The organism is Bdellovibrionales bacterium, from assembly GCA_041662785.1.
In the GTDB taxonomy this organism is placed as follows: domain Bacteria; phylum Pseudomonadota; class Alphaproteobacteria; order UBA9219; family UBA9219; genus UBA8914.
In genome coordinates this window covers 306,975-320,120 of sequence record JBAZRW010000001.1, presented here as the reverse complement: position 1 = coordinate 320,120, position 13,146 = coordinate 306,975, and the positions used below count along the sequence as shown (strand labels likewise).

9 protein-coding genes are annotated in these 13,146 nt (G+C 54.2%); 8 read left to right on the top strand and 1 reads right to left on the bottom strand.

Annotated features, from left to right (window positions below):
* Window positions 1-122 precede the first annotated feature (122 nt).
* The 8 genes from WC612_01485 (at window position 123) to WC612_01450 (ending at window position 11,710) form a co-directional block, all read left to right on the top strand.
* Window positions 123-3,107: a type IV secretion protein IcmB gene (locus WC612_01485; protein ID MFA6279452.1), complete on the top strand. Its 2,985-nt coding sequence runs from the start codon at window positions 123-125 to the stop codon at window positions 3,105-3,107.
* A 182-nt stretch (window positions 3,108-3,289) separates the two neighbouring features.
* Window positions 3,290-4,519 (top strand): hypothetical protein, encoded by a 1,230-nt coding sequence (locus WC612_01480; protein MFA6279451.1) that lies wholly within the window; start codon window positions 3,290-3,292, stop codon window positions 4,517-4,519.
* A gap of 32 nt (window positions 4,520-4,551) precedes the next feature.
* On the top strand, window positions 4,552-5,082 hold the full coding sequence (locus WC612_01475; protein ID MFA6279450.1) for a hypothetical protein: 531 nt from the start codon (window positions 4,552-4,554) through the stop codon (window positions 5,080-5,082).
* 47 nt (window positions 5,083-5,129) lie between these two features.
* Window positions 5,130-7,529 carry a type IV secretion system DNA-binding domain-containing protein gene (locus WC612_01470; GenBank protein MFA6279449.1) on the top strand — a complete coding sequence of 800 codons (2,400 nt, stop codon included), beginning with the start codon at window positions 5,130-5,132 and terminating at the stop codon, window positions 7,527-7,529.
* A 3-nt stretch (window positions 7,530-7,532) separates the two neighbouring features.
* The gene (locus WC612_01465) at window positions 7,533-8,564 is read left to right on the top strand and encodes a glycosyltransferase (GenBank protein ID MFA6279448.1); all 1,032 of its coding nucleotides are present in this window, start codon (window positions 7,533-7,535) and stop codon (window positions 8,562-8,564) included.
* Between the two features lie 198 nt (window positions 8,565-8,762).
* Window positions 8,763-10,163: a bifunctional enoyl-CoA hydratase/phosphate acetyltransferase gene (locus WC612_01460; GenBank protein ID MFA6279447.1), complete on the top strand. Its 1,401-nt coding sequence runs from the start codon at window positions 8,763-8,765 to the stop codon at window positions 10,161-10,163.
* A 3-nt stretch (window positions 10,164-10,166) separates the two neighbouring features.
* A complete protein-coding gene (locus tag WC612_01455) occupies window positions 10,167-11,369 on the top strand; it encodes an acetate/propionate family kinase (GenBank protein MFA6279446.1) in 1,203 nt (400 codons plus the stop codon).
* A 44-nt stretch (window positions 11,370-11,413) separates the two neighbouring features.
* Complete coding sequence (locus WC612_01450) at window positions 11,414-11,710, top strand: hypothetical protein (GenBank protein ID MFA6279445.1); 297 nt, start codon at window positions 11,414-11,416, stop codon at window positions 11,708-11,710.
* Here WC612_01450 and WC612_01445 read toward each other — a convergent pair.
* The gene (locus WC612_01445; protein MFA6279444.1) at window positions 11,663-13,135 is read right to left on the bottom strand and encodes a methyltransferase regulatory domain-containing protein; all 1,473 of its coding nucleotides are present in this window, start codon (window positions 13,133-13,135) and stop codon (window positions 11,663-11,665) included. The two genes, WC612_01450 and WC612_01445, sit on opposite strands and share 48 nt — an antisense overlap.
* Between the last annotated feature and the right edge of the window lie 11 nt (window positions 13,136-13,146).

Sequence of the window (13,146 nt, the reverse complement as noted above, 5' to 3'; positions counted from 1 at the left end):
ATAATCTTCCCCTTAAAACAGGGGAGGCTTGCTGGCTCTTCTTTTTGTGCGTAACGTGGTGGGGGTCCCCTCCTTCTTGTTCTGAGATGTCCCTTCCGCTGGGGTTTAATAGAGGCTTTCCTATGTTAAATGTTCTTGATCACATTGTGGCGTCTGTCCTTGTCGCGGCGCGGCAGCCGATAGAATCCTTTATTCGCCTTGAAACGGCGCAGGATGGCACAACGCTGGTGGCTGACGACGGCTCTTTGATGTCCATTGTCCAGATTCATGGCTCGCGGCAAATTATCGGGGACGCCGAATATCAGTGGATTGTCGAACAAGCCACGATGAAGCTTGGCTCTCGGTTTGATCGCCCCGGCTATGCGCTTCAGGTTTATTTTATGCGTGACCCCCATATGGTGGGAAGTGATCTTGCCAGCGCGATGAAAAGCAACCGCGCGGCGGCCCAAATGTCGGGCTTGGATCTTGACGATTTGCTTGATGAACGGCAGCGCCACCTCTCCCAATATCTAGCGCACGAGGAAGTCTATTTCGTTTTGTGGACGCGTCCCAAAGCGGTTAGCGCGATGGAGCTGAAGGAAGCCTTGCGTCTTAGGGCTGATCAAAAATGGGTGGTTGCCAATGATGCGCAGCATCCTTTTGCGGGTCTTGGGCCACTTGTCTCGCGCCACAAGGGCTATGTTTCGGGAATGGTTTCCGTTCTTGAAGAATTGTCGATTAAGGCCAGTGTGGCCTCTGTCCACCAATCTTTGGCGGCGATCAGGGCGAGTTTGTATCCGACGCTAGGACATGATGAATGGAAGGCCAATGTGCCTGGCGATCCCATTACGCCGCATGCTTCTTCGGAACCTACGGATGCTTCCGAGGTTTTGTGGCCGCCCTTGCGTCGGCAGCTTTGCACGGGCGATGCCGAAATTGTCAAACCCACCATCGTGCGGATCGGTGATTTGTGTTGGGGCGGCGTTGATATGACGCTCGGCCCTGCGGATCCTGCGCCGTTCCCGCAGCTTTTGGCGCGTATGATCAATGAAGACATGCCCTTCCATCTTTCGATTTTGATTGAAAGCGCGGGCGTTGAGGGCACGGCTTTCCGCACGTTCTTATCGGCGGTTCTTGCCTTTACAAATGAAGTCAATCGCCAGATTCGTGAATCGCTCAAGGCGCTTCAGGAATTGTCACAAAGCGAGCCTGTTGTGCGGTTGCGTATTTCGCTTTCGACCTATGCCCCCGCGCGTGAGGTCAAACTGGTTGAAACGCGCCTTGCCTCTTTGACGCAGGCGTTGGAATCGTGGGGCTATTGTCAGGGCTCGTCAGCAGGGGGGGATCCTTTAGAGGCGACCCTTTCCTCGGCGCTGGGGATCGCGTGTGCATCAACCGCACCGCCCGCCATTGCGCCGTTTCGCGATGTTTTGAAACTTTTGCCGTGGCAACGGGCATCGTCGCCGTTTAAGGAGGGCTCAGTCGTCTTTCGTACCTCTGATGGGCGTATTTGGCCCTATCAGACGGGCAGCTCGTTGACGACAACGTGGTTCGATTTGATTTTTGCGCAACCCGGCTCTGGTAAGTCGGTTTTGATGAACGCGCTGAATCTGGGAACCATTTTGTCGGCGGGCAATACGCGCCTTCCCTACATTGCTATCTTGGATATCGGGCCGTCGTCGGCTGGGTTGATTGCTTTGATTCGTGACTCCTTGCCGCTTGAGCGGCGGCATGAGGCCATGCACTTTAAGCTGAAGATGGCGCCTGAGTTTTCGGTCAATCCTTTCGATACGCAGCTAGGCTGCCGCTATCCTTTGCCCGAAGAGCGGTCTTATTTGACGGAGCTGCTCACTTTGCTTTGTACGGCGCCTGGGCAGACGACCCCTTATGACGGTATGGCGCAGCTTGTCGGTCTGTGCGTAGACGAGATGTATCGTTGGCGTGATGATAAAGGTGCGAACACTGAGCCTCGGCCGTATCTTTTGAACATGGAGCCGGATGTTGATGAGGCGCTTAAAAAGTATAATCTTCATCTACCCGTCGATCCTTATTGGTGGGATGTTGTGGATGCTTTGTATGACGTAGGGGCGCATCACGAATGTATGCTCGCGCAGCGCCATGCTGTTCCGACGCTTGTGGACGCCGTGACATCGGCTCGCCGTCCCCAGATCCGTGCGTTGCTAGAAGAGACGTCGATTGGTTCTTCGGCAGAGTCCATCATCCATGCCTTTGATCGTATGATTGCCTCGGCAGTGCGTGAGTTCCCCATTTTGGCCTCTATCACGCGTTTTGATATTGGCACAACGCGCATTGCGGCGGTTGATTTGCAGGATGTCGCGCCTCAAGGCGATGATGCCGCCGATCGTCAAACGGCGGTCATGTATATGTTGGCGCGCCACGTTTTGGTTCGTGCGTGGTGGCTGGGGCCGGATTCAATCCGTCTTATGCCGGAGAAATATCGCCCCTATCACGAAGAGCGATTCCGCGATATTCGTGAATCGCCCAAGCGGCTGTGCTTTGACGAGTTCCACCGTACAAGCAAGACGGCGGCCGTTCGGGCGCAGGTCGTGCGTGATATGCGCGAAGGACGCAAATGGGGCGTGCAAATCGTTTTGGCCTCCCAGTTGTTGGAAGATTTCAGCAACGATATGGTCGATATGGCGACGGGCGTTTGGGTTTGCGGCACGGCCGTTTCCGAGCGTGCGATCAATGAAACGGCGGAACGCTTTGGCCTTTCAGATACGGCGCGTTGGGTGATGCGCTATCGTTTGACGGGGCCGCGTCCTAGCGGCGCGCCCGTTCTCCTTCTCCTCAGCACTAATGAGGGACGGTATGAGCAGCATCTGGTCAACACGCTTGGCCCTATCGAGTTGTGGGCGCTTTCAACGTCGCGGGAAGATGTCGATCTTCGCACCGCTCTTTATACTGCCCTTGGCGGGCCCTTGGCGCGTCGCGTGTTGGCGCGATTCTTCCCAAGCGGATCGGCACGACAGGAAATTCGCCGTCGCGTTGTTCAGCGGACAGAGTCCGGAAAAGTTGAATCCGCTGGAACAAGTGTGGTGATTGCCGAATTGGCGGATGAGCTTATCAAGACAGTTCGTGAAAATTTGCTCAAGGAGCAATCCTAAGAAAAACAAAGCGATAGGGGCTTTATCGCCATGTGTTCGTGGCGCGAAGGGGCGCAAAAAAGAAAAGAGTCCCCGCCTCGCCACAGGGGCATTAACCAAAGAAGAGGGTTGGTTGCCTTAGGGTGATATCGTATATTCTTCTCTTGGTTTGTGTTGGGTTTTAAACAGGATGCAAAAAAGAAATGGCCTCAGCAAATAATACGGATGATCCAACGTGGACTCTTTTAATCCTTGTCACCATTTTCGGCGGCATCGGTTGGGTCATTTGGCATTTTTTTAACCAGCCGCTTATGGAATTCGTCCGCTATGTCAAACTGGTAGAGATTGCGCCGTTGGCTTTGGTGGATAGGCAGGCCTCCTCTTGTTTTATGTGGTTGCGTGAGGCGCATGGTGGCGACCTTATGCCCTCGCATGAAGCCTATCAGGCCGCTTTGGGTTGTTTCGGTAGTGCCGCTTTAGCCCGTTTGCCTGCGAACGAGGCGTTGCAGTACTATAATATGACGCCCACAAGCCTTGGCTTTGTCGGAGCTTTTGTGGGATCGTATATAAAGTGGCCTGTTGCTGTGTTTTGTGGTTTTGTGGCCTATTATGCGATATTCAAATCTGTGCGAAACGAGTACAAAAAACGGCATAATCTTGAAAGTTTTATCAAGACGCAGTCGTCAATATGGAAGGTTATTGCCCCGATTGTTTCCTTCAATCCTTCTAAGCATAGTGCGCGTGTGCTGGGGGGGCGTGTTCCGCAAAAGCTGCCTCTTTTTGCCGAGGCGCTTGCGCCTGAGGAATGGCTGTCCTTTCACCAGATTCCTATTGTGAAGGGAATTCCGCGCCGCGAGGAAGTTCATCGCGCCCTTTCCTTGCAATTAGGGCCTCGCTGGACAGAAAATTATCAAGAGCTGCCCCTTTATATCCAAGCGCTTTTGGCGGCTTTTGCGCTTAAGGGCGTTCAAAAACGCGATGAAAGCGACGATCTTTTGGGGCGGATTTCTGCCTGTTGGTCCGAGAGTAAGGGCATGAGCTTTCCTTCGGAGATGGTCTCCGAAATCAAAAAAATATTGAAGGACTCCGCCATCGGAGGTGAGGTTTTAAATGTTGCCAAGAACCATGCCTTTCGGACAACGGCGGTCATTGGCGTCTTAAAGTGGGCTCGTTTTATGGGCGGCGTTTTGGCGGCGGCACAGTTTTTATGGTTGCGTGGCGTGGATCGCGACTTGTGGTATGCTCTTAACAATCTGGGGCGGCGTTCTTTTCATACGGAGGGGGCTGGTGCGATGGCTCACTTTATGGCCGAAGATCTGGCGCATAAAGCCCTTGTCGTTCCGCGCTTTGAAACGGTTTTTATCACGTTGAACAAATATATGGGCGATAATCAAGTTACCGTGCCGCCCTATGAAGGAAAAAGTCGCGCTTAGAGGGCGGCTCATGAAGGAAGAGGGAGAAAGCCATGTTTTCGATTTTGATCAAAGATACCCCTGCTCGCGCCAAGATTGTGCGTCGCGGCCCTGCGCCGTTTCTTTTGGCGGCGTTTCAGATGAGCTCGCCCCCCTTGGTGTGGCAGGTTGATCTTGAGAAAATGTCAAACACGACCGTTTCTCTTCATGAGAAAGAGGGTTCGTGGGAGTTGGGCTATACCCAGCTTGGGCAAGGCGATCTTTTGGTTGTGGCTACTTTTGATGAACGGCATGAGGCTGAAAAAGCCTATGGGGTCGTGCTGCGGGCTCTGGGGCGTAGCAGCGGCCCCTTGACGGGCGGCTCACGTTTTCTGCGGTTTCTGGTTTGGGTGATCCTTTTGGGGGCGCTCCTTTTTGTTGGGCTCTCTTTCTTTACGGTGAAGAGCGCGTCAAGCCCCGAGGTGACGTCTGTGGCGCAGCCGCAGCAGACGCAAGAAGTGGGCGCGCGCCCTGAGGGATCGCCCGCAGAAATTCACACGGGCGTGCCCGCTATCGCTGACGATGTCTTGCCGCGCGTGCCGTAAGAAGTAAAAATGCCTTCAATAAGGGAGGCCCGAGGAGAAGAAAGTTTATGACTCTTTTAGACAAACATAAGGTTCCTTATCGCGATTATATTCGAGACGTCCGCCCTGTCTCTGTGCGGCTTAAGGAATATTGGAATAAGCCCGATGTTTTTGCCGCTGTCGCGGTTCTTGCCGTTATTGGCGTCTTGGCGTCCCCTATTGCTGCGGCGTGGGGTGACCTTATCCTTGTCGGGATGGCCTATTATGCCCGTTGGGTTTTGATCAAGACGGAGCTTACGCTCCCTTTAAAAATGCCCATGCAGGCCGCGCCTTTGCCGGATGCCCATAATCCCAGCCCCGGAAAAGGGGGCTCTGGCAAGTCGGAGGGCATTTTGTTCCTTGGCAATCTGGATGAGGATCGTCACCCAGAAAAGGGACGTGAGCTTTGGCTTACCAACGCGGATGCTCGCACGCATATGCTTTTTTTGGGAACGACGGGTTCGGGAAAGACCGAGGGTCTGAAGTCTTTGGTCGCCAATTCCCTGACGTGGGGATCAGGCTTCGTGTATGTCGATGGTAAGGCCGATACGGATTTGTGGGCATCGCTTTATGCCCTTGTGCGGCGCTTTGGTCGCGACGACGACATTCTGGCGCTCAACTATATGACCGCAAACTCGGACAGCGGTGCTGTCTCGAATACGATGAACCCGTTTTCCAACGGCTCGGCTTCTTATATCACCAACATGGTCGTTAGCTTGATGCCTGATGCGGGCGGCGATAACGCCATGTGGAAAGAACGTGCCGTGGCCTTGATGGGTGCATTGATGCCTGCTTTGACATGGAAACGTGATCGCGGCGATATCTTGCTCGATGTTAGCGCGCTCCGTGACTATATTGAATTGCCCGCGATTATTCGTCTTTCGCGCGATCCCGATTTGCCTGAGCGCATCTTGCGCGGGTTACAGGGCTATTTGACGACGCTACCAGGCTATATCGACGCGGCGTTTGACGATGAGGGGAATGAGAAGCCCCCTTCGCCCGATCAACCTATGTATGATTTGCAGGTTGCGCGGCAACAGCATGGCTATCTGTCCATGCAGTTCACGCGTTCCTTGCAATCGCTGGCTGACGATTATGGCTATATTTTCCGCGCCCAGTTGGCCGATGTCGATGTTTTGGATGTTGTTATCAATCGCCGCGTTCTTGTCGTGCTTATTCCCTCGCTTGAAAAATCGGGAGATGAAGCGGCCAACCTTGGTAAAATTGTTGTGGCCAGCATGAAGGGCATGATGGGCGCGACGCTGGGCAACACGGTCGAAGGCAGTTGGGAAAGTGCCATTGGCAGCAAGCAGACGCGTTCGCAATCTTCGTTTATGGCGGTGTTTGATGAGGTGGGGTATTACACCGCGCCGGGAATGGCCGTGATGGCGGCGCAAGCGCGCTCTCTTGGTTTTTCGTTGATCTTCGCGGCGCAGGATTTGCCGTCGATGGAAAAGCGCGTGAAGCAAGAGGCCCAATCCATTCTGGCCAACTGTAACTTGAAAATTTTTGGCAAGATCGAAGACCCCGGTGACACGAAAAAGTTTTTTGAAGATCACGCGGGGGCTGAATTTGTTATGGATGCTAGCGGCATGCAGGCGAGAACCGACACCATTTCAAGTTTGTTTATGGCGCACACTTTTTATGAAAACCATCAATCTACGGGGTTGCAGGTTCGTCCGCGTGCGGTTTATGACCATTTGCGCGGTCAGCGCGAAGGTGAAGTCCATATGCTTTTCGCGCAATACATTGTGCGTGCCCGTATGTTTTATGCTGTGCCTGATCGGGCTGGCGCTTTGCGCGTTCACAAGCTTTTGCCCGTCCCTGCGACAACCGATTTGTTTAAGAATCGCGAGAGGATCATCAATGAGGTGGCCACGCGGCTGAATGATCCTTCATGGACGGCGGCAGACGCGGCCCCCGCGCCAAAAACGCCGCCCGAAATTGCCGGTCTTGTTAAGGGGCTTGCGGCGGCTAGAGACGCAGGAAAAACGCCTGCCGAAGTCGTTGCGGCAGCGGTTGGCGGGTTGCCGAAGGTGGCGACATCAGCGCAGCGGTTGTTTGAGGGCGATGATGAGGCGGCGGCCCCCCCAGCGACAGCCGCGCGTGCGCCTACTAAGGCGCCGGCTAAGACGGCAGGAGGCAGCGCTGTTGCTATGCCGTGGGATTTGCCTTCTGGGGCCTCGTCGGCGCAAGAGGCGGAGAGCCAAGAGGATTCTTTTGAAGAGCCCTCGTTGGGCGGTGTGGAGACGGGCGGATTCCTTCCCCATGATCTTGACACCAGTATCGCGCCGCGCGTTGAAGTTGAGGCGGACGGAGCCGACATCACGAAGCTAAAACTGCCCGACGACATGGCGGCTTACATTGAAGGTATGGCGGGCAAGTTGAATAAAGGCCTTGGCAGCGACCCGACAAAAGATTCGGATTAAACGGTGCGCATCCTTCATATCATGGCAGGGCGGGGACAGGGGGGCGCCGAGACCTATTCTGTCGATATTCTGCTTAGTCTTAAGGCTAGCGGCATTGACGGCCTTGCCGTGGTGGCGGTCGATGCGCCGCGCACGGCCGAGCTGGTGGCGGCAGGCGTGCGGGTCGATACAGGCGTTTTAAGCTTTCCTTTTCGCCCTCTTCAGCGTTGGCGGTTAAAAAGGCTTATTGAAAAAGAGAAGCCTGATTTGATCCATTGCTGGATGCGCCGCGCGGCCAGCTTGTTGCCCTCTGGCTTGACGTGCCCCGTCATTGGCTGGTTCGGTGGTTATTACGATCCCAAAAATTTCAAGCGTTGCAGCTATTTTGTGGGTGTTACCAAAGATATCGTCGCGCATCAGGTTGCCAAGGGCGTGGCGGCGGACAAAGCTTTTTACGTCCCCACCTTTCCCGATGTGCGTGAGGAAAGCCCTGTGGACAGGACAACGCTCCAAACGCCCCCTTCCGCGCCCGTTATTCTGGCCCTGTCACGTCTGCATAAAAAGAAGGGGTTGGACACGCTTCTTCACGCTGCCAAACTTGTCCCCGATGCCGTTTTCTGGCTGGCTGGCGAGGGGCCTTTGCGCGGTGATTTGGAAAAATTGTGCCGCAAGCTGGGGTTAGAATCTCGTGTCCGGTTTTTGGGCTGGCGCACGGATCGTGGCGCGCTATTAAGGGCGGCGAATGTCTGCGTTTTACCTTCTCGTTATGAGCCGTTCGGGACGGTTATTTTAGAGGCTTGGGCGGCCGGAACCCCCTTGGTGGCCGCCAAAAGCGCTGGCCCCGCCGCCCATATCGAGGACGGCCAGAATGGCCTTTTGGTGCCGATTGACGATTCTGACGCTTTGGGGAAAGCCCTTGCGCGGGCCTTGGGGGATGAAGCCTTGCGTCGCCGCATGATCGCGGCAGGGTTTGATACCTACAGCCGTACTTACACGCGCAAGGCCGTGACCGAACAAATGATCGCGCTTTATAACAGATTGATTCCGGCCTCTTGATTCTAGGGCTGGCGTGATGTTTTCGGCACAATCGACCCCAAAAACCCAATTTTCCTCTGCCTGCGCAAGTTCAAGCTGACAAACGGTTATGGTTAATGTACAAATGAGGCCTACCCTTTGGCGCGCTTCCCCCTTGTCTTTCGGGAAGATGCCGCTCCCTTGTCGTTTCCTGTTTCTCAAATTGAATGGATCCAGCCCATGACTGAGACGTTTCTTGAAAATAAGACGTTTGATGAAATAAATGTCGGCGATTTTGCCAAGATCACGCGCAAGCTCACGCGGCGCGATATTGAGCTTTTCGCCGTTGTGTCGGGGGATAATAACCCTTCGCATCTTGATGAAGAATTTTCGTTTAAGGGTCGTTTTCACGGCGTTGTCGCTCACGGCATGCTTAGCGGCGCGATGTTTTCGGCTGTTTTGGGAACCAAGCTGCCTGGTCCGGGCACGGTTTATTTAGAGCAGGGAATTAAGTTCCTTAAGCCCGTGCGGCCTGATGACACGATTGAGGTCACGGTAACCGTGGCGTCCAAAGATCCAGAGCACAAAACCGTTACACTGAACTGCATCGGCATCAATCAACGTGCCGAAGAGGTTATCATCGGCATTGCTACCGTTTTGGCTCCGCTGGACAAAATACGCCATAGTTGCCAAGACCTGCCGGAGATTAACATTCTGCACCATGATCGCATGGGGATGATGATCCAAAAGGCGCAAGGCCATGACGCGCTGCCTACCGCTGTCGTGCACCCTTGCGATAATTCCTCTTTAACGGGCATGGACGAAGCTCGCAAGGCCGGATTGATCCGGCCTATTTTGGTTGGGCCCGAAGCGAAGATTAAGGCCGCTGCTGAAGCGGCGGGTGTTTCCCTTGAAGGCTGTGAAATTGTTGATGTTACCCATAGCCATGAAGCGGCCATCGTGGCCGTGGCCATGGCCCGCGAAGGTAGGGTTGGCGCGTTGATGAAGGGGGCCCTTCATACGGACGAGCTGATGGGCGCGGTTGTTCATAAGGATCTGGGCCTTCGCACCGAGAGCCGGATGAGCCATATTTTTGTGATGGATGTGCCGACCTATAAGTTCCCGCTCTTGATCTCGGATGCGGCGCTGAACATTGCCCCTGACCTTGAGTGCAAGAAGCACATCACCCAAAACGCCATTTACATGGCCCATGCGCTGGGGCTTTTGGACCCCAAGGTTGCCATTTTGGCGGCAGCGGAAACGGTTAGCTTCCACATGCCGGCGACGATGGATGCGGCGATCCTTTGTAAGATGGCGCATCGTAAGCAGATCGTTGGCGCGACTCTGGACGGTCCCTTGGCTTTTGATAACGCGATTAGCATGGAAGCGGTTAAAATCAAGAATATCGAATCGCGCGTGGCGGGACAAGCTGACGTGCTTATCGTTCCCAATATTGAAGCGGGCAATATGCTGGCTAAACAATTGGCGTATCTTGGTGCGGCTGAGGCGGCGGGCATTGTTTTGGGGGCCAAGGTTCCCATCATGCTGACAAGCCGTGCCGATCCCGCTCACGCGCGCCTCGCCTCGGCAGCTCTAGCGGTGCTTGCTAACATTGAACAAAAAAGCCGGATGGGAGAATAAATCATGGAGCAGAAATCCGCCGTTCTGGTAATGAATGCGGGCTCGTCGAGCCTGAAGTTCGCTTTGTTTGTTGGCGGGGATGATTGCATCGGCCGCGGTTCGATCACGGGCATCGGCACAAAAGCGGTTTTTGAAGCCAAGGGCTCTGGGTTTGATGGCAAGACGCAACCTGTTGTCACGGATGCTATTTGCAAGTCGCCTTCGGACGCCGCACGTATTTTGTTAGACTGGCTTGATGCGATTATGCCTGAAGTTGTCTTGGTTGGTGTTGGCCATCGCGTCGTGCATGGTGGCGATTTGGCCAAGCCTTCGGTCGTGCGCCCCTATATCCTTGCTTATTTAAAGACGCTGGTTCCGTTAGCGCCGCTTCACCAGCCGTTCAATCTGGACATTGTCGAGTTTATTCAGGAAATCCGTCCCGATGTCCCGCAGGTTGCTTGCTTTGATACAGCGTTCCATACGACGATTCCCTCCTTGCAGACGCGCTATCCCATTCCGCGCATCTGGCATGAAAAGGGCGTGCGCCGTTATGGCTTCCACGGCCTTTCCTATGAATACATTGCAGGCCGGATGAAGGAAGTCGCGCCCGCGGCCTATGCGGGCAAGACGCTGGTCATGCATCTTGGCAACGGCGCGAGCATGTGTGCGATGGAGGGCGGAAAGAGCTTTACAACCTCCATGGGCTTTTCGGTTTTAGACGGCCTTATGATGGGGACGCGTCCCGGATCGCTTGATCCCGGTGTGATTTTGTACTTCCTGCGCGAAGCCAAGCTGGATGAACCGGCGATTGAGCGGATGCTTTATCATGATTCGGGTCTGCGCGGCGTATCGGGGATTAGCAACGACATGGGCGTTTTGCTGAAGAGCGATTCCCCCAATGCGCGTGAGGCCGTCGATCTGTTTTGCCTTCGCATTACCAAGGAGGGCGCAGGCTTAATTAGTCTTTTGGGCGGCGCGGATGCGATTGTCTTTACGGGCGGCATGGGGGAAAACGCCGTGACCATTCGGGCGCAGGTGTTGGAATCGTTTGCGTGGATGGGTGTTAAGTACGATGCCGAGAAAAATGCCAATGCGCCGCGCGGGCAAGAAGTCATGATTTCTTCGGCGGACAGCAAGATTCAGATTTGGGTAATCCCGACGAATGAAGAAGTTGTCATTTCTCGTCATGCGCGAGAGGCCGTAGAGCAAAAAGAGCTAAAACATTAACTTGATCGGCGTCTGTGTTTCGACAATTGGGTGGGCGGGTATCAATGATAAGCCATTATGATTTTGCTGGCTTGGTGGGTATGAGCCTTGGCCTCTATTCATATGCCCGTCTTCAATGGCAGCGTGATTATGCCAAGAGGTTGCAGTATTCCCTTCTTAATTCCATCAACGCGGCGTTGATGCTTTATTCCTTGTCGAACAACTGGAATCTGGCCGCGTTTACCAGCATGAGCATTTTCGGATTGCTCAGTCTTTATGGCGTGTATCGATGCCTTAAATACCGATGGCTTGAATCACGCAGCCAAAAGGCCATAAGCATACCAGCCGATAAGCTCTTTTGAGACAACATCGGTGATGATGTTATGAACCACCTCATCCGTGGGTTCCGCCGCATCCATAATTTTGGCCGCTAGCGCTGGATTTTTCTGTATAAGCTTTTGAAGCTCTGGCAAAAGCGCGCCAGCGGAAAGGGACAACCCGACGCGGTGAACGGCTTGCAAAACCAACGCTTCGCGGGCGGTGAGGGTAAACGACTCCCCGATGATAGAGGAGGCAAGACGCACGGAAGATTCGGTAATGGTTGTATCCGAAAGATAGTCGTTAAAGGCTGTCGCCCATGTCGGCGCGCGGTGGTCGGCGTTTATTTTGCCTTCATAGTGCGCACGCATGGGTTGGGCGATGCCGCAAGCGACAAGCACATGAATAGCGGCGACAACCTCGTCTTGATCCATGCCGTGTCCGGCAGGATGACTTAGAAAGTCGCCAATGCCGACGGGCAAGGTGCACATCAGATCGATAAGGCGCATGAAAAGAGGAGTCGCAAAGCTGATTGTGCCGCCCTGCGTGGTGTGGCGGGTTGGCACGCGTTCCTTGGGGGTCGTGATGCCAAAGGTAAAGTGTTCGAACAACGCTACGGGGTCGGCTGTTTGCTCGGCGGGGCGTTTGACCCAAATATCATTGCGGACAAGGCGTTCCAGCGTAAAGTCCTTAATGGGTTCATAAAGGAGATGATCGCGGCACTTGCCTAAGGCTTCATGTGAGGCGGCTGGCGCGGCAAGCTCAAGGTAGTTCGCGCCGAAATCGGCATCGCCCACAAAAGAAAATTCGCGAGGCAAAAGGCCTGCCATGGTTTCCAAAGTCCCTGAAACGTGCGGCTTTGTGCTCCCGCAAAGATCAAAGAAAGCGTCAGACATCTGTGTCGTTATGGCTTTTTCTAAGGCTGCTTGGGCGATGGGGTGTTCGGCAAAGTACGAAACGCCTAGCGTTTTAATCTCAGCCAAAAACTCTTGTGCTTGCGCCGCAGACATTTCTGGCGCGTATTCGCTAATAAGAAAACTTAAGGATTCATCGGCGTTGTCATAGGCACGGTAGCGATATGCCAAAAGGCCGCTTGCCGCCAAATGACTTTGTGCCAGGGCAAAAAAAGTTTCACGCTCTTGCGGCGAGGCGACGGATTCTGTTTGATCGTAGCACAGGTAGTTGAGACCTGTGGGGAGTTGATCGTTTGTGGCGACAAAGGTTGCGTTAGTTACTTTCCTTGTCAACGCGGTGGCTTGTGCGGTTTCTACCCCTTCTGCCCTCATGCCATAAAAATGGCCTTGGGGGTTACTGGCGGCCAAACACAAAAAGGAATCAAGATCGAAGCCTCCCGTTTGGGCATAAAGAAAAGAGATTTCGGGACCCATCGGCACAACGCCGCGCAGTGCGGCGACATAATTCAAGCGAACGGGGCTAAGATCAAAGGTTGGCGTTGTGGCATAAAACATGGCAATGGCAC

Bases quoted from the DNA above. Each gene is read 5' to 3' on its own strand.
- WC612_01485 (MFA6279452.1), top strand. From the start codon at position 123: ATGTTAAATGTTCTTGATCACATTGTGGCGTCTGTCCTTGTCGCGGCG.
- WC612_01480 (MFA6279451.1), top strand. From the start codon at position 3,290: ATGGCCTCAGCAAATAATACGGATGATCCAACGTGGACTCTTTTAATC.
- WC612_01475 (MFA6279450.1), top strand. From the start codon at position 4,552: ATGTTTTCGATTTTGATCAAAGATACCCCTGCTCGCGCCAAGATTGTG.
- WC612_01470 (MFA6279449.1), top strand. From the start codon at position 5,130: ATGACTCTTTTAGACAAACATAAGGTTCCTTATCGCGATTATATTCGA.
- WC612_01460 (MFA6279447.1), top strand. From the start codon at position 8,763: ATGACTGAGACGTTTCTTGAAAATAAGACGTTTGATGAAATAAATGTC.
- WC612_01455 (MFA6279446.1), top strand. From the start codon at position 10,167: ATGGAGCAGAAATCCGCCGTTCTGGTAATGAATGCGGGCTCGTCGAGC.
- WC612_01450 (MFA6279445.1), top strand. From the start codon at position 11,414: ATGATAAGCCATTATGATTTTGCTGGCTTGGTGGGTATGAGCCTTGGC.
- WC612_01445 (MFA6279444.1), bottom strand. From the start codon at position 13,135: ATGTTTTATGCCACAACGCCAACCTTTGATCTTAGCCCCGTTCGCTTG.